This window comes from Novosphingobium profundi (assembly GCF_018491765.1).
Lineage (GTDB): Bacteria > Pseudomonadota > Alphaproteobacteria > Sphingomonadales > Sphingomonadaceae > Novosphingobium > Novosphingobium profundi.
In genome coordinates this window covers 23,438-41,887 of sequence record NZ_JABWCU010000027.1, presented here as the reverse complement: position 1 = coordinate 41,887, position 18,450 = coordinate 23,438, and the positions used below count along the sequence as shown (strand labels likewise).

General features: G+C 62.2%; 16 protein-coding genes. 5 read left to right on the top strand and 11 right to left on the bottom strand.

Annotated elements, in window-relative coordinates:
• The 4 genes from HT136_RS23485 to HT136_RS23470 form a co-directional block, all read left to right on the top strand.
• Positions 1 to 931, top strand: a 931-nt coding sequence (locus tag HT136_RS23485; protein ID WP_214202272.1) for a TrbG/VirB9 family P-type conjugative transfer protein, incomplete at its 5' end; no start/stop codon positions are given.
• 1 nt (position 932) lies between these two features.
• Positions 933 to 2,204 carry a type IV secretion system protein VirB10 gene (gene virB10, locus HT136_RS23480; RefSeq protein WP_214202271.1) on the top strand — a complete coding sequence of 424 codons (1,272 nt, stop codon included), beginning with the start codon at positions 933 to 935 and terminating at the stop codon, positions 2,202 to 2,204.
• Between the two features lie 3 nt (positions 2,205 to 2,207).
• A complete protein-coding gene (gene virB11 / locus HT136_RS23475) occupies positions 2,208 to 3,224 on the top strand; it encodes a P-type DNA transfer ATPase VirB11 (protein ID WP_214202270.1) in 1,017 nt (338 codons plus the stop codon).
• A gap of 18 nt (positions 3,225 to 3,242) precedes the next feature.
• Complete coding sequence (locus HT136_RS23470; protein WP_214202269.1) at positions 3,243 to 5,123, top strand: type IV secretory system conjugative DNA transfer family protein; 1,881 nt, start codon at positions 3,243 to 3,245, stop codon at positions 5,121 to 5,123.
• A gap of 85 nt (positions 5,124 to 5,208) precedes the next feature.
• Here HT136_RS23470 and HT136_RS23465 read toward each other — a convergent pair whose 3' ends face one another.
• The 8 genes from HT136_RS23465 to HT136_RS23430 form a co-directional block, all read right to left on the bottom strand.
• Positions 5,209 to 5,493: a hypothetical protein gene (locus HT136_RS23465; protein WP_214202268.1), complete on the bottom strand. Its 285-nt coding sequence runs from the start codon at positions 5,491 to 5,493 to the stop codon at positions 5,209 to 5,211.
• Positions 5,493 to 6,545: a hypothetical protein gene (locus HT136_RS23460; RefSeq protein ID WP_214202267.1), complete on the bottom strand. Its 1,053-nt coding sequence runs from the start codon at positions 6,543 to 6,545 to the stop codon at positions 5,493 to 5,495. Before HT136_RS23460 ends, HT136_RS23465 begins: the two co-directional genes overlap by 1 nt.
• A gap of 1,358 nt (positions 6,546 to 7,903) precedes the next feature.
• On the bottom strand, positions 7,904 to 9,097 hold the full coding sequence (locus tag HT136_RS23455; protein WP_214202266.1) for an IS91 family transposase: 1,194 nt from the start codon (positions 9,095 to 9,097) through the stop codon (positions 7,904 to 7,906).
• A 4-nt stretch (positions 9,098 to 9,101) separates the two neighbouring features.
• Positions 9,102 to 10,022 (bottom strand): tyrosine-type recombinase/integrase, encoded by a 921-nt coding sequence (locus HT136_RS23450; RefSeq protein WP_214202265.1) that lies wholly within the window; start codon positions 10,020 to 10,022, stop codon positions 9,102 to 9,104.
• 393 nt (positions 10,023 to 10,415) lie between these two features.
• On the bottom strand, positions 10,416 to 11,441 hold the full coding sequence (locus HT136_RS23445) for an IS110 family RNA-guided transposase (RefSeq protein ID WP_214202264.1): 1,026 nt from the start codon (positions 11,439 to 11,441) through the stop codon (positions 10,416 to 10,418).
• A 179-nt stretch (positions 11,442 to 11,620) separates the two neighbouring features.
• Complete coding sequence (locus HT136_RS23440) at positions 11,621 to 12,511, bottom strand: hypothetical protein (RefSeq protein WP_214202263.1); 891 nt, start codon at positions 12,509 to 12,511, stop codon at positions 11,621 to 11,623.
• On the bottom strand, positions 12,508 to 13,917 hold the full coding sequence (locus tag HT136_RS23435; protein ID WP_246544276.1) for a relaxase/mobilization nuclease domain-containing protein: 1,410 nt from the start codon (positions 13,915 to 13,917) through the stop codon (positions 12,508 to 12,510). The genes HT136_RS23440 and HT136_RS23435 overlap by 4 nt, the downstream gene beginning before the upstream one ends.
• Positions 13,914 to 14,507 carry a ribbon-helix-helix protein, CopG family gene (locus tag HT136_RS23430; protein WP_214202262.1) on the bottom strand — a complete coding sequence of 198 codons (594 nt, stop codon included), beginning with the start codon at positions 14,505 to 14,507 and terminating at the stop codon, positions 13,914 to 13,916. Before HT136_RS23430 ends, HT136_RS23435 begins: the two co-directional genes overlap by 4 nt.
• Positions 14,508 to 14,828: 321 nt before the next feature.
• Between HT136_RS23430 and HT136_RS23425 the strand changes: the two genes are divergently transcribed.
• Positions 14,829 to 15,107 (top strand): hypothetical protein, encoded by a 279-nt coding sequence (locus tag HT136_RS23425; protein WP_214202261.1) that lies wholly within the window; start codon positions 14,829 to 14,831, stop codon positions 15,105 to 15,107.
• 109 nt (positions 15,108 to 15,216) lie between these two features.
• On the opposite strand, the gene HT136_RS23420 is transcribed toward HT136_RS23425, so the two are convergent.
• The 3 genes from HT136_RS23420 to HT136_RS23410 form a co-directional block, all read right to left on the bottom strand.
• Positions 15,217 to 15,546, bottom strand: a complete 330-nt coding sequence (locus HT136_RS23420) for a single-stranded DNA-binding protein (RefSeq protein WP_214202260.1) — start codon at positions 15,544 to 15,546, stop codon at positions 15,217 to 15,219.
• A 565-nt stretch (positions 15,547 to 16,111) separates the two neighbouring features.
• On the bottom strand, positions 16,112 to 17,881 hold the full coding sequence (locus tag HT136_RS23415) for a ParB/RepB/Spo0J family partition protein (protein ID WP_214202259.1): 1,770 nt from the start codon (positions 17,879 to 17,881) through the stop codon (positions 16,112 to 16,114).
• A gap of 66 nt (positions 17,882 to 17,947) precedes the next feature.
• Complete coding sequence (locus HT136_RS23410) at positions 17,948 to 18,391, bottom strand: DUF3768 domain-containing protein (RefSeq protein ID WP_214202258.1); 444 nt, start codon at positions 18,389 to 18,391, stop codon at positions 17,948 to 17,950.
• Positions 18,392 to 18,450 lie beyond the last annotated feature (59 nt).

Here is an 18,450-nt window from a genome sequence, read left to right as displayed (position 1 = left end):
CGCCCGGCGCCTGTCGCCTGTAGACACCAAGGTCGCGCTCACCTCGTCGGGCGCCAGAAGCCCGTTCTGGCGCGGTATCGACGCGATCTGGCGCAAGCTGGTGACCTTCAGCCTCGCCGGCACCGTCGCCGTTACACTCGCGCCTCATGCCAGCTTTGCGGCCGAAACGCCCGTCGCGGGCGAAAAGGACGCGAGGGTGCGCACGGTCGATTACGATCCCGACCAGGTGGTGAGCGTCGTCGGCCAGTTCCGCCACGCGATCGAGATCCAGTTCGGCGCTGGCGAGACCGTCACGCAGGCCGCCCTTGGCGACACTATCTCCTGGCAGATTGCGCCGGTCGGCAATGTCGTCTTCCTGAAACCCCGCGAAAAGGCGGCCGGAACGAACCTCATCGTCCTCACGCAAGAGGGCGGGATGACGCGCACCTACCACTTCAACCTGGCGCTCGGCACCTCGGCCACGATGTACGGCATTCGCTTCCACTACCCACAAGCGGAGCAGGCGATGAGCGCCGAGCAGGCCCAGATGGCACAGGCTCAAGCCGCTCAGGCCATGCAGAGCCGGATCGTCAAGACCGCGCTCGATCACGCCGTGATCGAGGGCAAGCGCAATTTCAACTACACCGAGCAGGGCGATGCCTCCCTGCAACCCAGCGAAATCTCCGACAACGGCGAGTTCACGGCGATGCGTTTCCCTGGCCACGCCGACATTCCCTCGATCTTCGCCGTCGACGTGGACGGAAGCGAGACGATCGTGCCCTACGACGTGCGCGACGACTTCGTGGTGATCCACGCCGTCTACCGAGAACTCCGCCTGCGCCGGGGCAAGGCGGTCCTCGCGATCTACAACGAGGCCCCGCCCCGCAACGATCGCGCTGAGCGCACGGGCACCGTCTCCAACATCGTCGAACGCAAAGTGAAGGGGCAGTAACATGGCCGAGAACGTCATTGATCGCGGCGGTGAACTCGCACCCGCCGATTCCATTCCCGAAGAGAGCGGATCGCCTGCGGGTCGCAGTAGCACCAACTGGGGCAATGTCGCCTTCGTCGGGGCCGGTGTGGGCCTGGTCGCGACCATTCTTGGCATCTTCATCGGCTACGGAGTCTTTCACAACGCCGTGTCGGCGAAAGCAGCCGAGGAGCCCGCGCAAGCCAGCCAGAAGAGCGTCGATGACGTGGTGGCCTCACCCGCCGCGCAGCGTGCGGCCCTCGCAGGCCAGCTTGAACAAGCCGGCAGCGCTCAGACCGACGTCTTCGGCCGTCCAGTCCTGGGGCAACAGACTACCGATGCCAACGGCAACCCGGTCCCTGCAACGGGCGAGGCCGCCAGTGGCGAGGAAAACCTTGCCCAGAAGCGCTATGAGGAACGCCTGAAGATGGCCGATGCCGCGCGGCGGGCCCCGGTCATGGCCTATCAGGCCAATGGCCTCACGGCGTCCGCCGCCCCGGTGTCGCCAACGGGGAACGCAGCCGCTGCGGGTCCGCACGCCCCGGAGAGCGGTCCCCACAACTTCGGGGCCAGCGGCTTTGGCCCGCCCTCCGATGGCGATACGGGCACGGGTTCGGCCAGCAAGGGCTCGACCGATTTCACCGACCAGCTCGGGCACGCGAAGATCGAGACGGTGCGCGCCTCGCTCATCAAGAACCGCGACTTTCTGCTCAGCGCCGGCACGGTCATTCCCTGCACTTTGCAGACCGCGATCAACTCGACACAGGCTGGGTTCGTCTCGTGTGTCATCAACCACGACGTCTATTCCGAGGACGGCCACGTTGTCCTGCTCGACAAGGGCACCAAGGTCCTGGGGCAGTATTCGGGCGGCATCACGCAAGGCCAGGCGCGCATGTTCGTGCTGTGGACCCGCGCGCTCACCCCGCGCGGGGTCGCGATCGACCTTGGTTCGCCTGCGGCCGACGCGCTCGGCCGCTCGGGAATGTCGGGCGGGGTCGATACGCAGTTCTGGGCGCGTTTCGGCGCAGCGCTCATGATGAGCGTGCTTGAAGATGCCTCCAACATCGCCGGTCGCGCCGTCGCGAACCAAGGCACCTACACGACGCAGGTGCCCAGCGAGATGGGCAACACGATCCTGCGGGATAGCAAGAATATCAAACCGATCCTGAAAAAGAACCAGGGCGACAGCGCCGCGATCTTCGTCGCCAAGGACTTCGATTTTAGCCCGGTTTATGACCTCAAGCTGAGCCGCTGAACGATGGCAAACGTCTCTGCGATCTACCAGCACAATGCAGCCCCGCTGCAACCGCTCCTCGATCGCGAGGACGTGACCGAACTGGTCATCAACGAACCCGGCGTGATCGGCGTCGAAACCCGCAAGGGCTGGGAGTGGCATGAAGCCCCCTCGCTCGATCACGCCAGCCTCATGACACTGGCCCGGCTTATCGCGGGCCTGACCAAGCAGGACATCAGCGAGGACTACCCCATCTGCTCCTCGGTCCTGCCGGGCGGCGAGCGCGCCCAGGTCGTGATCCCGCCTGCCATCGAGCGCGGCTTCGTCTCGATCACCATCCGCAAAGCCTCGAACACGGCGATGGACCTTGCCGACCTCGACCGCTCGGGCCTCTTCAGCGAAGTGAAAGCGCACGGCGCGGCCAACGAGGTCGATGATGCCCTGCTGGCCTACCGCGCTGCGAGCGACTGGAATGGCTTCTTCAAGCTCGCCGTCGAGGCGCGCAAGAACATCCTGATTTCCGGGGCAACCGGCTCGGGAAAGACCACCTTCTCCAAGGCGCTCATCAAGTTGATCCCCAACTTCGAGCGGGTGCTGACGATCGAGGATACCCGCGAACTGGTGGTGCCCCAGCGCAACCGGGTCCACATGATGTATTCCAAGGATGGGCACGGTCTGCAGAAGGCGGGCGCGAAGGAACTGCTGGAATCGGCGCTACGCATGCGGCCCGACCGCATTCTCCTCCAGGAGCTGCGCGACGGCACGGCGTTCTTCTATCTGCGCAACGTCAACAGCGGGCACCCCGGCTCGATCACGACCGTCCACGCCAACACCGCCGAAGGCGCGCTCGAGCAGCTTACCTTGCTCGTCAAGGAATCCGAAGGCGGGAACGACCTCGACCGCCACGACATTCGCGCCCTGCTGCGCTCACTCGTCGACATTGTGGTGCAGATGCACCGCCTTCCTCCCAGTGACGGGCGACCCGCCCGCTACCGGATGACCGAAGTGTGGTTCGATCCGGCCGGCAAACCTCACGACTGACAACCAAAGGAGTGGCCCATGAGTGGCAAGATGGTTCGCAATCCGGGGGCGTCCCAACCGGGCGCCATTGCGTTTCTCATGATCGTGGGCCTCGTGGTCAGCGCCGCGATCGGCGCGATCACGGTGCTGTGGCGCGCGCATCTGCTCTCGATGCAAACACCCTGGGCGAAGGTGCCTGGCGCGCTCTGGTCGATGAAATCCATGCCGATCGTCTGGCAGCCGTTCCTTCTCGGCTTCGCGATCAGTTTCGCCCTCTGTCTGGCCGGCGTCTTTGGCTCCATGTTCACCGCGCAAAAGCTGCACGGCGAGGCCCGCTGGGCACGCTTTGGCGAGGTGAAAGGTGCTGGCCTTCTCGAACGCGCCGGCATCATCCTGGGGCGCTTCAATACCAGTTTCCTGCGCTTCGGCGGAACCGAGCATGTCATGCTTGAAGCCCCAACCCGGGCCGGTAAGGGCGTGGGCGTCGTGATCCCGAACCTGCTGTCGTGGCCAGATTCCGTCGTGGTCCTCGATGTGAAGCAGGAGAACTGGGACCTGACCTCCGGCTATCGGGCCAGGCAGCTTCGCCAGAAGACGCTCCTGTTCAACCCGCTCGACGGGGAAGGACGAACCTGCCGCTACAATCCGCTAGGGCACATCAACCGGCGCGATCCCGTCGAGATCATCAATGAGTTGCAGAAGATCGGGGCCATGCTGTTCCCGCTCCCCCTGACCGGCGACAACTTCTGGGCCGAAAGCGCGCGCACCGCCTTCCTTGGGGTCTCGGCCTATGTCGCGGCCACCGTCGACGATGGCGAGGACGCCCTGCCCTTCACGATCGGCGAGGTTTACCGCCAGTTCGCCGCCGGCGATGCCAGGCGCCGCTTCCCCAAGATAATCAAGCAGCGCGAACAGGTCGGAAAGCCTCTCTCTGGCGCCTGCATTTCTGCCCTACGCGACTGGATTTCCTCGTCGGACAACACCTTCACGTCCATTCGCCAGTCCGTGACGGCCAAGATCAACCTTTGGCTCAACCCCTATGTCGATGCGGCAACGGCCGAGAGCGACTTTGATCTGCGCCAGTTCCGCGACAAGCGGATCTCGCTCTACCTCGGCGTCTCGCCCGATGACCTCGAGCGGGTCGCGCCGATCTACAACCTGCTTTTCCAGCAGCTCATCGACCTCAACGTGCGCGAGTTGCCCTCGGCCGACCGGCACAACGTGCGCCTGCTCCTCCTGCTCGACGAGTTCACCCGCCTCGGCCGCGCCTCGGTCATCGCCAGCGGCTTCAGCTATGTGGCGGGTTATGGCATCCGCCTCCTACCCGTGATTCAGAACTTCTCCCAGCTCGATCACATCTACGGCGACAAGGTGGCCAAGGAGATCTCCGCGAACTGCGGCGTGCAGATCGTCATGCGACCCAAGGAGATCAACGACGCCAAGAACGTCTCGGATCGCCTGGGCACCTACACCTTCCGCGCCAAGTCCCGCTCGTTCAGCGCCTGGGGCCGTGGTGGCGGTTCGGTATCGGAATCCGATCAGCGCCGCGCGCTCCTGCTCCCGCAAGAGCTGCTCTTGCTGCCCGAGAAGGATTTGATCGTACTGCGCTCGGGCATCCCGCCCGTCTACGGCAAGAAGATCCGCTACTATCAGGAGAAGGACATGCTCGCACAGACGAAGGTACGGGCGCCAGCGATGCCGACGATCCGCCCCGATCCTTCCGTTCCGGCGCGAAGCCTTCGCGTCATCACCGCTGCTGAGGCGAGTGGAGAAAGCGAAGCGGGAATACCCGGAAGCAGCGGCAGGCCTCTGAACATGCCAGTGGTCAAAGCGCTTCAGACGACAGCCAATCACGCCCCCCGGCAAACAGCGCACATGTTGTTCAAGGACCTAATTTCCGTGATGATCCCAACAGCCTGATTGGGCCGAGAGATGACTGTCCGGTTCGGTAGCAAGATGTAGGTATAGCTGCCGCTCGCGCGAATTGCACCTCGCAACTTTGGATTTAATCCCCTTTCGGCGGGAAGGCCAGAGCTTCGTACCCAGCCTGATCAAGCGTGCAGTCCACTAGCTCTAGGAAGCTGGGCTTGGTCACACCGATCTGTCGCGCCATCTGCCCAAGCAGCGGATCACCGATTGTCTTGTGCGACGTCCCCATGCTCATCTTGGTTTTCTTGATCGTCTTTCGACCAGCAAGATTGTAATAGATATAATAGTGATGATCACCGTCATCACGCTTGAAGCCTTTGCGCTGCAAAGAGGCATCAATGTCCTTGCGGTCTCTCGCCATCAGTCGAGTGGCCCAAAGCGCGAGAGTAGATGCCGCTTAACCTCAAGCGCTTCCTCATCCAGTTCGTCGTCTTGGGCCTGCGCGTACTGCCGCCACACCAAATCGAGTTCCGACAATACACCATCACGAAGCGTAGATACGTCATCCACGACGACATCGACACCTAGCCGATGGTCGACGAAACAAAACAATCGATCTGCCCAATATACGGTTATAGGCAAGGTGATGGGACGATTTGTTCCAAAGCGCTTGCCGCCTGACGTGAAGCGATCAATAGGTTGAAGGTGCGGCTCCAGTTCCACGACGTTATAGATTTCGTCGAATGAGCTTATGTCGCCGCGAGCATTGACCTTTGGTCGGCCGCTGATTTTAAGCCGCTTACGGACATTGGTTTGGAGCCAGTTCTCCAGCTGGAGCGGATAGTCCATGCGAAGCGCCGGGTCTGACCCCGGCTTGATCGTCATGATTGTCTGTTGATAGTCGATGGCCCTGAGCTTCCCCGCGACAGTCTCTTCATCGATAGCCGGTGGCCGAGGGGTGTCATACGCACTTAGGAGATTGCGCGCGCGATCAGCCTTGAATGCGAAGGGCCCGCGCGAACCAGCGCGGATCATCACTTCCAGGCCGCTACCCTCCGGCGGAAGCAAGCCGGTCGCAGCCTTGGCTAAAAACCAACGCTCCCTCGCGTTTGGAACCACAGCCTCAAGCCGCGCTTCCTCGCCGCTATCGAAGGCGCGAAGAGTCGCTAGCAGCTTCTCACGAGCCGCAAAGGAGGCACCGCTCATCTCACCTGTCTGTGAGGCGACAGAAAAAGGCTGAATATGGCTGCCCTTGCGAGGCGCGCGGCACACAACTGCATACTCGCGTTTTACCTTAATGGTGGGCTTCAACCGCTCACTCAGGGCGCGACCCTCGGCACGCATGCCAATGATATAGATCATGCGCTGGAGTGCGTTGAGCGACGCGATCACTGCCTCTGCCGGAGCGCCATGCAATCTCTGCACAGGTGCTCCGTCGAATTTGAGTTCAAGATCAGTGTTTTTCTCTGCCACCTTAGCTGCTCGTCCAATACGTTCGGTGGCTTCCCACAATCAAATTGTGATCGTGTTAACAAGCAATCTCTGTAAATGAAAGAGGTGGCGGCGGATCAAACTTGCCCGCCGCCCGACGTTCCTTCCAGTCGATCATGGCGGTGGCAGTGTCCGCTTCTGGCCACCACGATAGAGCTGTCCAGCGGCCGCAAAGGGCGCGTGGCAGAATTTCAGCACGCGCCCCATTAGCGCCGTCCGCAGGCGCTAATGGCGATCCCGGAAGCTGCCGCTGCGGGTGTTGCGAAAGGGGGCTCTTTCGCAAGACGAACGATTACCTTGTGCCCGGCCGTCTCCAGTCGCATTCTACGCAGATGATAAATCTTCTTCTGCTTGCCATGGCAACTGTCACAGGAGCCAATTCCGCTGCCGCGCCTTGTGTGCCCGTCGCCTCGGACTATCTTGCTTCAACATCATCCACGATCGACGAGCACAAAGCCCTCCGAAAGGCGCTTGGTGAGCCAATGCCCCAAGCCCCGACGATGGTCATGATGTATGGGCGAGGAGGACATCACGCGACGACCGAGTATAGCGTTGTCCTTGTACGGGAAGCCGACAATGTGTGGCATGGGACGGCAGTCGGGCGTAGCCAGATTTGGGTAAAGGATGCGCCTTACACTCCGTTGAAACGCAAAGAATGGGCGCTCGACGAAGAGCGGTCTCGACAACTTGATAATGCGATTTCGCGCCGCTGCCCATTCGATCAGTCGGCAGCCTCAGCTAATGACTCTGGGCCTCCTCCCCTCGGCTTTATATCGCGGCGCATCGATGTGGTTCAGCCGGGGCAGGCTCCCATCACCTTTTCCGCCTCTGAAGGGGATGGCAAATTCGCTTCGCTTATCCGCCCCCCGGAATAGTGCGCCCTTGGCGCCGCGCTTGTTGCTATATGGCGGCTCTTCGAGGGCGCGATCCCGAAAGCGGTCGGGACGAAATCCACCCATCCCGGCTGATGGCCGCTCTGATCGACTAGCCTAACCGGACAGACGGCTTCTTGGCGCGCCAGATCCGCCCTAGAACGACCGACAAGGTGAAGGTTTTCGGGCGCTTGCGTACGAAAGCCTCCCATGCAGGAACCCGCGAGTCCGATAAGCTGGGCTATGGGGATTTGGGCTTTGGTGTGGTCTGGCGGGATGAAGTGCGCGCTTTGATGGAGGCACGACAGCAGCGCAGGTGCAGGTGTCTGGATGCGCAGAGGGTGTGTCTGGTGCACTGTCGAGGTTGATGCCAGGAGCGGACGCGCGCGCGGCGCGTGCCGGGGGCAAGTCGGCCCTTTGACCACCGCGCGCTCTGCGGGGCCATGGTGAGAGGCGGATCATGCCGGGTCATGCGATGCGCTCCCGGATCGGCGGGCTGGGCCTGGGCGGCGCGCGGGGCTGGCTCCAGCGTGGGAAGGTTTCGATGACGATCATGCGCCCGCCGCAGCACGGGCATGGCGCACAGGTGTCGGGCTCGGCTTCGGGCTCTGGCGCCTCCGTCTCTGGGATGACGGCAAGCAGGCGGCGGGCGAGCGCGAGATTGTCGTGGCGCGCGGCGCTGGCGAGCAGGCCGTAATGGCGGATGCGGTGGAAGCCGCGTGGCAGGACGTGGAGCAGGAAGCGGCGGATGAACTCGTGCGCGGTCAGCGTCATGACCCGCTGGCGTTCGGGTCCATCGCGGCGATAGTCCTTGTAGCGCAAGGTCACGCCGTTTGCGTCGAAGGCGACGAGACGCCGGTTAGAGATGGCGACGCGGTGGGTATAGCGCGACAGGTAAGCGAGCACCGCCTGTGGCCCGGCAAAGGGCGGCTTGGCATAAACCACCCAGCGCTTCTTGCGCGCCGGGGCAAGGTGACGCTGGAAGGCCCGCCGCTCTGTCAGATCGGCCAGGGAGCCGAAGAAGACGAGCTTGCCGGCATCGTGCAGCGCGTTCAGCCGGGTGAGGAACAGCCGCCGGAACAGCGCCCCCAGCACGCGCACGGGTAGAAGGAAGGCCGGACGCGAAGATATCCAGCGACTTGCATCGAGCGTGATGCCGCCGCCCGGCACGATCATGTGGACATGCGGATGGTGGGTCATTGCCGATCCCCAGGTATGCAGCACGGCGGTGATCCCGATCCGGGCGCCCAGATGGCGGGGATCGGCGGCGATGGTCAGCATCGTCTGCGCGGCCGCCTTGAACAACAGGTCGTATACCAGCGCCTTGTTCTGGAAGGCGATGTCCGCAACCTCGGCGGGTAGCGTGAAGACGACGTGGAAGTAGCCGACGGGAAGCAGGTCGGCCTCCCGTTCGGCCAGCCAGGTGCGCGCGGCGGCGCCCTGGCATTTTGGGCAATGCCGGTTGCGACAGCTGTTATAGGCGACCCGCCAGTGCCCGCAGTCCTCACATGCCTCGACGTGCCCGCCCAGGGCCGCGGTGCGACAAGTCTCGATCGCGGACATCACCTTGAGCTGGGTAAGGCTCAGGTGCCCGGCATGGGCCGCCCGGTAGGCTGGCCCGGCCGAGCGGAAGATGTCCGCGACCTCGATGTCTGAGCGCACCGGCTCATCCGGCGTCGTCTGGTCCTGTGGGCGCCTTGCCCTCCATCAGCGCCATCAACTGGTCGAGCGGGCTCGACACGGCGTGGATCGTGCGGGTGGAGACCTTGGTGTAGAGCGCGGTGGTCTCAAGCTTGCTGTGGCCCAGCAGGACCTGGATCACGCGGATATCGACATCCTGCTCGAGCAGATGCGTGGCGAAGGAATGGCGCAGGGTGTGCGGACTGACGCGCTTGCGGATGCCCGCCACCTCGGCCGCCTCCTGGACCGCGCGGTGCAACTGCCGGGTCGAGATGGGGTCGGTGACGTTCTGGCCTGGAAACAGCCAGCCATGCGCGATCAGCACCCCGCGCTTCCTGCCCTCTCGCCACCATATCCGCAGCAGTTTGAGCAGTTGGGGCGAGAGCATGGCATTGCGATCCTTGCCGCCCTTGCCTTGTTCGACGCGGATCAACATGCGCGTGCTGTCGATGTCGTCAACCTTGAGGTGGGCGACTTCGGATACGCGCAGGCCTGCGCCATAGGCGACCCCCAGCGCCGCCTTGTACTTCATGCCCGGCGCCGACTGCAGCAGCCGTGCGGCCTCCTCGACGCTCAACACTTCGGGCAGCCGGGGAACGATGCGAGTAACGACCAGGGCCCGCGCCAGATCGCGGCGCTTGAGTGTGACGTTATACAGGAAGCGCAAGGCCGACACTGTGCCGTTGATGGTGCTCGGCCTGACCCCGCTCTCATGTTGCATAAGCTGGAAGCGGCGCAGATCCTCTTCCGTAGCCGTATCGGGAGGGCGCCCCAGGAAGGCCGCAAGGCGCTTCACATGGCGCACATAATCCTTCTGGGTATGCGGACCGAGCCCCCGCATCATCATGTCGTGCTGCATCCGCTGGCGCAGCGGGCTGATCGGGGCAGTATTGATCGAGACAGTCATGGCAAGTTCCTCTCCGTTAAAGGAACTGCCAGCCTCGACCCGCTAAAGGCCTACATATACCACGCTACGCCACCCCACGCGCCCCTCCCGCGAAGCGGGTCGTCTAATCGCCCACCCAAAGTCAATGCCTTTCCAAGGAGAAAATCAGCCTCTTGTGTCCGTTCGTTTGCCGGGAACATGGTCGTCTACGCGGTCGATACGGTTCGATCGCCGCAGGATAGAAATTCGTGGGTGAGAACTTCCTATGTTCGTGCCGCAATCTTCCAATGGAGGTAGTTGCTTCCCGCTACTCGGAATGATCTCATCCGCGTCCCGGCAGGGACGGGCCGTAGCATCCAACTGGATGCGAGCCTTATTCTTTCTCCCGCTATTTGCCGTTTATACCGCCGCCGCTTACGCAGCTGTCTCGAGGCGGTGGTCGAACAGCTCGCCGGTTTTCATCATCGTGTGCATGATGACGGCGAGCTTGCGGGCGAGCGCGACCGCTGCCCGTTTGAAGCCGAGCCGGTCACGCAATGCGAGGCCCCATCTGCGCAGACTGCTGTCAGCGATGGACCGCGTCAAAATGACAGCGGCGGCCTCATAGAGCAGTGTTCGCAGATGCCCGTCTCCCCGGCGCGAGATATGGCCATCATAATCGACCTCGCCGGATTGGTAGCGCTTGGTCGTCAAGCCGACCCATGCACCGACCGATCGCGAATTCTTGAAATTGTTTGGATCCTCGATGGCTGCCGTGAATGCGGTTGCAGTGACGACCCCGACGCCAGGCACGGACATGAGCAAACGGCAATGCTGGTTCTCCCGCGCCATGGCAATCATCTGCCGGTTCAACTCAGCCGCCTGGCCCCGCATTTCTCTCCAGGCCCGCAGCAAAGGCTGGATGATCTGGGCCAGCTTCGCATCATCCTCCAGCAAAGACAGTACATTCCGCTCGAAAACGCCGCCGACGCCTTTGGGCACGACGAGACCGAATGTCTTCATCAAGACACGGATCTGGTTGGACAACTGAATCTGCATCTTGAGCAACTGGCGTCGACCCGCAACCAGCGTCCTGATCAACATGCTGTCGAAACCCTTGACGCGCACTTCCCGGTAGAAACCAACTTCGGCAAGGTGGGCCAACCCATCGGCGTCGTTAGCATCTGTCTTGTTCGGAGCCATGTCGAGATGCGCCTTGGCATGGCGCGCATCGATGCAGATCGCCGGCAGCCCTTCCGCCATCAGCGCATGATAGAACCATACCGAGAGAGGGCCTGTCTCAAACACGATCCGCTTGGCCTGCGGGGCACGTTTGCGGATCACTTCGGCTAGAAGCTTCGGGTCTGAGGCACACTTTCCGCGCCAGATGCGCTTGCCATCCTGCCGAACCGAAACCGAAGTATCTTTCAACGAAACATCGAGACCGATATACTGCTCCATGGTTGTCCTCCGTACGATGCTTGGGCCTGGCACATGCCGTGAGCCCGTTCTTCATCCTATCGGGGGGCAACCAACCTGCCAGCAATCTCGATCCGCGAACCGGCCTTTCCGGCAGTCGCTCCCGCGATTACCCTATGTTCGTGCAAGGGCGCCTATCGGAAAAAGCGCAGGCACAAGCGCTAGCGGATATTTGGGGCCGTCTCTCGGGGCGATCCCAGGTCAAAATCTTTGCCATTTTCCCGACCAGGCGCATCATATGCAGGTGCGGTTTGACGCTTTACAACCTGCCCTCCGGACAACTCATCGCCAATTTTCTCGTGAAGTTGTTCCATCAAGTCGTCGACCAACTCGGGAGAGTTCCCCTCGGCCAGGAGACGAGCCCGCGTTCGCCTCATATAGTCGATCGCACCGGCAAGTTCGGCTTCGCCGTGGAGAGCAAGGCTATCGCCCGCCCGCCAGAGTGCACCGAGTTCAGCGATGCGCGCCTGCTTTGACATGACGGAATGATCGTGAACGATGGCCGGTGGGTGCGCGGGCGGCAACACAGCGCCGCGCGCCTTGAGTTCATCGCGCGTAATCGCAGCCAAGCGAAAACGTAGCACCCGAACGTCAACTGGCTCCGTCGGCGACGGCATATACTGGGCCTTCAGAACCTTGGTCAGTTCGTCCGTAGAAGCGCGCTTAACCTCTTGCCTCCAGCGCGCGAGGGCCGGATCACTTGGCTCGCGTTCGGCCGGTTGCAGATAAGCAAAACGCTTCAATAATGCGTGATCTGCAACCTCGTCCGGCAACGGAGCCCCCTGCCCACTCGCGGCGGCATGGGCGAAAGCGGCGAGTTCGGCGGTCCGTTCAAAGCCCTCGGCCTGACGCTCCCGGTCTTCAATAAGGCGCGCGAGAATGATCTCCAACATCGGCACAAGGTCTGTCGTCGTCGGGGGCCCGGCATCGATATGGTTCAAGCGGTCGAGGATCTCGACCTGCCTAGCATTCATCGCCGCCATTTCGGACTGCATTGCCATCACGGTTTCAAGGATCGCCGCGACAGCAAGGCGCGTGCCCTCGTCCTTCATCGTTGAGGCCCTCCTCGATCCTTGGACCGATCAATGTCACGCTGTTGGCGCTCCAGGTCACGTTCGCGAACACGACGGAGAATGTCGTCGGCTCGATCAACGGAGCCTTCGGACTTATCTTCGCCAGCCTTCTCAATGAAGGCCTTGAGCCTATCCGAGACGCCATCATCGAGCGCATTGCCGCTCGACTTTTCAGATGGCCGGACGCCCGCCTCCGCCTGTTCTGATTCCTGGGCGCCGAGACTCCGCTGCTCATATTTCGCAAGCGCCTGGGCAATTGGATCGCGATCATCGACCAGTCGCAACCCACGCTCTGCTTCGAGCCTGAGCCGCGCCGCCCGCTCCGAATTGCTCTCTGGATCAGGCATCGTCTCGACAAACTTGGATAGCGTCTGCGCCGTCACCTGATCGGACAACGAGGGAGACGAGGACAGTTCCATGATCGACTTGGCGTAGGCCTGCAAAACCGTCGCGTGGCGATCGGCCAAGACCTGCTTCACCGGATCGGGTACGCGTCTATCGCGGAACGCCAGCGCCCGTTCGGCACGGCTCTTGTCGATCCGCGGCACCTGCCCCTTGTCGCGCATCTTCTTCGCCGCGATCGGCTCGTGCGTAGGATCAATCCCGCGTGCACGCGCTGGCGTCGCGTTCGCCTCAATTCCACGATCGCGCAGCTTTTGGGCGAACCGCTGACGATACCGAAAAAGGTCACCACGGTTCGGATGGAAGCGCCGCCCATCATGATCGCGACGTGCAATTGTCAGGTGAACATGCGGGTGATCGCGGTCGACGTGGAGAGCGGCAACCCAGGAGCGATTGGCAAATTCCTCGCGCGCGAAATCGAGCACCGACGCCTTCAGCGCCTCGGGTTCGGTCGCTGCCGGCATCGAAAGAACCATTGAAATCGAGGTCGCGCCCTTGCGCCGATCATCGCCTCCGACCTCCCACTCCTGCCAGTCCTGGGCAAGAATGCGCATGTCCTGTCCATCCCGAAGAACATCGCTATCGCTCGTGTAGAGAGGCACCTGGACGTCCTCGCCATGCCCCAGACGGCTGATATAGGAGAAGTTTGCAAGGACATGCCCGCCACCATGCTGGCGTCCGGTGATGCGCACCACGACCTCCGGCGCGCGCCGCGCCGTGCGCTCCATGGAACGAATGGCGCGCCCCGTTGCGGACGCCGAAGTGCTACCGCCAAAAGCATGCTTGGCCTGTGCGCTGGGTCGATTCTCGCTCCTCAGTTTCGACGGGGAGGGAAGCATCGAGGAGACCGCGAAGGCAAGGAGCGTTCCACCCGCTTTTGGAGCTGACGCCTTCCCACCGCCGCTTCCTGGCTTGCGCTTCTTGGACGGCGCATAGACGCCCGCCAGACTGTCGAGCGTACCAGGCGAGAAGCGAAAGCTCATCCCTCTCCATCCTCGTCTTGCGCCTTGTGCGCCTCGATCCAGTATCCGACTTCGCCGCCGACATAGGAGGAAAGCTCGCGCCGGGTCTTGAACACCAGCGCCTTCAGGTCGGCACAGGTTTCGAGAAACTGCGCCGCCACGCGATGCAATTCGAGGCGACTTTCAGGCTGGTTCGCTGCGTTCATCGCGTGCACCGCCTGGTTGATGTTTCGACCAATCGCGAGGATCTGCTTGCGCAGCTTGCCAAGCTCGGTCTGGCTCACGGGCGCAAGCCGGAGCACGCCCGCCTTGTCCCAAAGCGCCCAACGCAAGGTGCGCTTGATCCATTCGTTCCGGGTAAGGTGTAACGGCCCGGCCACGTCCTCGATCGCCTCGATTTCGTGGCGATGCAGGCGAACAGTGACGCGCACATAGTCGTCGGGATGGCCCCTGCCCTGCACTTCAGTCACGGGCAAGTTGTCGTTCTCAGAGGACAGCGCCGCGCGTTGCAAGGTACTGGCGATCCACGACGCACGGCTCTGCCCTTGGGCGATGGCGAGACGATCGATCTCGGCCACCAACTCGTCGGACAATCGTGCGCCTACCATCATGACTTAGAAGCCCCGTGCAGCGGCCGCCAAACGAACCAATGTTATCATTGGTGCCAATTGGCATATCCTGCCATCTCTAGCCGAACCCAAATTCCCTTTCTTGGAACACCGTCAAAACTGAATAGGCCAAGAAACGTGGAAGGAGGAATTGCCTGCATTCTAAAGCACATCGCCCAGGCAACAAGATGCAGCCTTCCTCCAATCTGCGCGCTGTCTATGCGCAGACTCCACTCATCGCATTTCGCGGTCAGCGCATCTAGCGAGCACGCTCGGCATCAGACAGAATCCGCGCTCATCCTCGCACTTCACGGAGCCGTTTTCATGCCGAAACCCGCCCGAAAAATGTCCTCGCTCGCCGCTATCGAGAACCGACGCGCGGTGCTGCGCTCCGAACTCGCCGCGCTCGACCAACAAGCCAGGGAAGCTGAGGAGGCTGCCCGCGACGCCGGGCGCGACACGTTGTTCGCGGCCCTAGGACGGGTCAAAATATCGGCCATGGAGAAGGCCGATGCGCGCGCGATTGCCAAGGCCATCGCAACGCATGAAGCCGCAGAGATCGCGCATAAGCTCACCGAACTCGAACGTCCGACGTCCCCCTGATCAACGCAGGATCATTCAGGCCGGGAGCGAGCCAGAGGCGCACAGTGTAAAACGACGAAGGCGGCGCTGTTGCACCGCCTTCGATCCTTCAGGCACGTACGAGTACGCTCTAGCCCTCCTCTCGCGCGTTCTCGCTGCGCAGCAGGGTGGCGAACCGCTCGACGATGAGGTCGACGTGAAAGACCCGCTCGCCGTCTTCGCGCTGATAACTGCTTTGCCGTACCCGGCCAGCAATATGAAGAAGATCGCCCTTGCCGATCCGATCGACACGCTCGGCGTTCTTTCCAATGAGGGTTACGCGGTTCCAGTGCGGATCGTCTTCCCATTCCTCGCCGACCTTGCGGCTGTAGTTTGCCGCGATGTCGAGGAAGGCAACCTTGTCCTTGATCTCGATTTTCCCGACGCGGCCGATGATCCGAAACTCTGCGATATTTTGCATGGGTCCTGTCCTTCTTCAAAAGGTTGCTGACGCATCGCCGGAACGGGGGGCGGACCATGCGCGGGCAAGTTGAAAGAAGGAGGGTCCACATCGTGGAAACCGTAGCGGCATCGCAGCGGCTTTCTGCTTGGGGCGAAGCCCTTCCCGCATAGCAAAGGCCGGACACCAGATGCGTTGGACAGCACCCGCGAAGTCGGACTGTCCCATTATACCCGGAGCTCCACCCTCACTCGGTTCAGGGTTCTGATCAGGACGCAGATGTCCCCAGGCGCACCGCGATAGTTGTTGGAAGCCCACCCTTTGGCGATCTGTCGGAACGTCCGTTCACCCAGCAGCGAGAGCGTTTAAACGACGCCGCCGAACCGGCATGGCGCCCTGCCCTTCTATGGTGACAAGCGCCGATTTCCCTACAGCGCGTATCAAGAAGGCGGGGCTCCGGCAGCGACATGGAAGCCGGGTGCGGCTACAATTGCACCGGTGCAAGTGTGGCGAGTAAGGAGCCGAACACGCAGTGTCCTCATCGAAAGGGAGGCCGGTGGAGCGACACGCTCCACCGGCCAGCACATCAAGCAACCTCGGACATTTCGCCTTCGTCCGTGGGCTGCTCGCGAAGAGGTGTAAAACGGCGGGCCGGTTCGGGCAACCAGCCAACGGGAAGCCGCTCGTTGACGGCAACGGCAAGGTCGCCCTTCTTCATCTTGGCGCAATTCGCGGCGGCATCCTCGCCGCATTCATCGGCCAGGATCGCGAGAAGGCTCGCCTTCTTGAGCCGGTCGAAAAAGGTCTGCCCCGGGGTCCAGTGCTGGCGAAGATCGAGGCCAGCGGCATCGGCGTATTTGTCGGCGGTAGCCTGCCGCGCGCCGATCCCGCCGTGATTGAAGATCGTGCCATTGATGGATGTCGCCACCAAGGCAGCGAGCAACTGCATCTTGTCAGCCTCATCCATCGCGCGGATCGTCTCGAAACGACCATCGGCGGGAATGTCCGCAAACCGATCGACAAGCAGGGCAGGAAGGTCAGCAAGGCGGCTTCCATCAAGCACGTCCTGCTCGACGGTGTGGCGGGTCACGGTCGGGTGAATGTCAGCGGCAAGGTCGTAGCTGTGCAAGCCGTGAAGCAACTGCGCGGTCATACTGTCCAGCAGAATATCGATGGCAAGGGCAGGCTGGGACGCCACTTCCTGTTGCAGTGCCATCGTGCGAATAGCCGTCAGGCGCTCGATCATGCTGGCAGCATAAGGACCGGTTTCTTCGACCTTGGCGGTGGGCCGTTCGACGGCAACGGTCCAATGGCGAAGGACCAGATCGCCTTTGTAGCCGATATAGGCACAAACCCCACCGTTCGCCTTCTGCGCGTCAGTGAATGCCTCGAAGCCTTCCGTGATCGCGTCACGCCGTTCGAACAGCGCGGCGGCGTCCTCGCTGCCTTCAGTTTCCAGTGCTTCAATCTGGGCATCGAGCGCGGCAAGCTGAGCCGCCTCCTCGTCGCTCGCTTCGCGCGTCTCGGGGCGCAGATAACCACGGCTGTAAATGTCGTGGGGAGCCTCGGCGGCAACTTCGACGATCTTCCAACCCTCGGCCTCGAACCCGGCCCGAATGCCATCCAGCTTCGCCGCAACCAGTTCGTCCAGCAAAACCGGATCATCGGCATACCCGGTCTCTCCGAACAGGTCGCGGGTAATGGTGCCCCCTGCGGCCTCGTATGCATCCAGACCGACAAAGCAGAAGGCCGATGCATCGGTGCGAACCTTCTCGATCGTGAGGATGCGGCGGATTGCAGCAGGACTGTTGCCGCAACGCTCGAATGCCTCGATCTGCGCGGCGTGATCCTCGCTCATGGTGAGCGCCTGGGCGGCTTCCATGCCGATCGTGTCGGTGGCGAAGGCTTCCAGCAGGGCAGGAGCCAGACTGCCGAGACGCAGCAACTTGGCGACATGGCCAGTGCTGTAGCCAAAGCGGGCCGCAATATCCTCGGCGCTCATGCCGCCTTCATCGCGAAGCTGGGCGAACGCGGTCACGGCATCGGCCGGGTGCATGTTCTCGCGCTGGGTGTTCTCCACCAGCGAAAGCTCGATGGCCTCGGCCTTGTCCTTGATGATGACGGGGACGGGAAAGGCGGCGGTCACGACCTTGCGCTTCTTGAGAAGGTCAAGCGCACGGAAGCGCCGCCCTCCGGCGAACACCCAGAACTTGCCCGCATCCTCGTAAACGCCAAGGTTCTGGATAAGGCCGTGAGCGTGAATGTCGTCGGCCAGGGCCTCGATCCCGGTCGGCTCGACCTTGCGGACGTTGAGCGGGGAAAGGCGAAGCTGCGACAGCTTGAGAGTAGTGGTCATGATCGAAATCCTTAAAAATAGGGAGAAGTCGAGGGCGACGGCTGCGCCGCCCTCGATGCTGACCGATCAGTATTCGTCGGCGCGAAGGATCGTGATGACGCGGCAGGTCAAACCCGGATCAGTGGGGTCGGGCGATCCACCCTCAAGCGCGGCGTCGTAGTAGTCGATCTTCCAGAAGCAGCGGGTTCCCTTCCATTCGAACGCGCCAAAGTCGCGCTCTCCATAGGGGTCGTTGTCTTCGCTGAAGTCGGCAAAATCGCGCACGATGCGCAGCAGGGCGGCGCTATCGATCCAGAACGGCGAAAGGTCACTGTCCTCGATCATGGCGCGAATGCCCTGGGTCAGCACCACACGCCCCCGTTGAGGGTTGCTGAGGTCGGCCCGCAGTTCATCATTGAGAGTGGCAACGCGCGCTGCATATTCACCGCGTTCGTCGTCGGACATTTTTGCGAAATCTGGCATGTGCTTGTTTCCCTTTTTCCTGATGGAGCCGAAGGCGATGGCGTCCATCGACTTCTGCCCGCTGGCGAAGCCGGGGGGTGGGAATGCACATGGAGAGCTGATCGCGG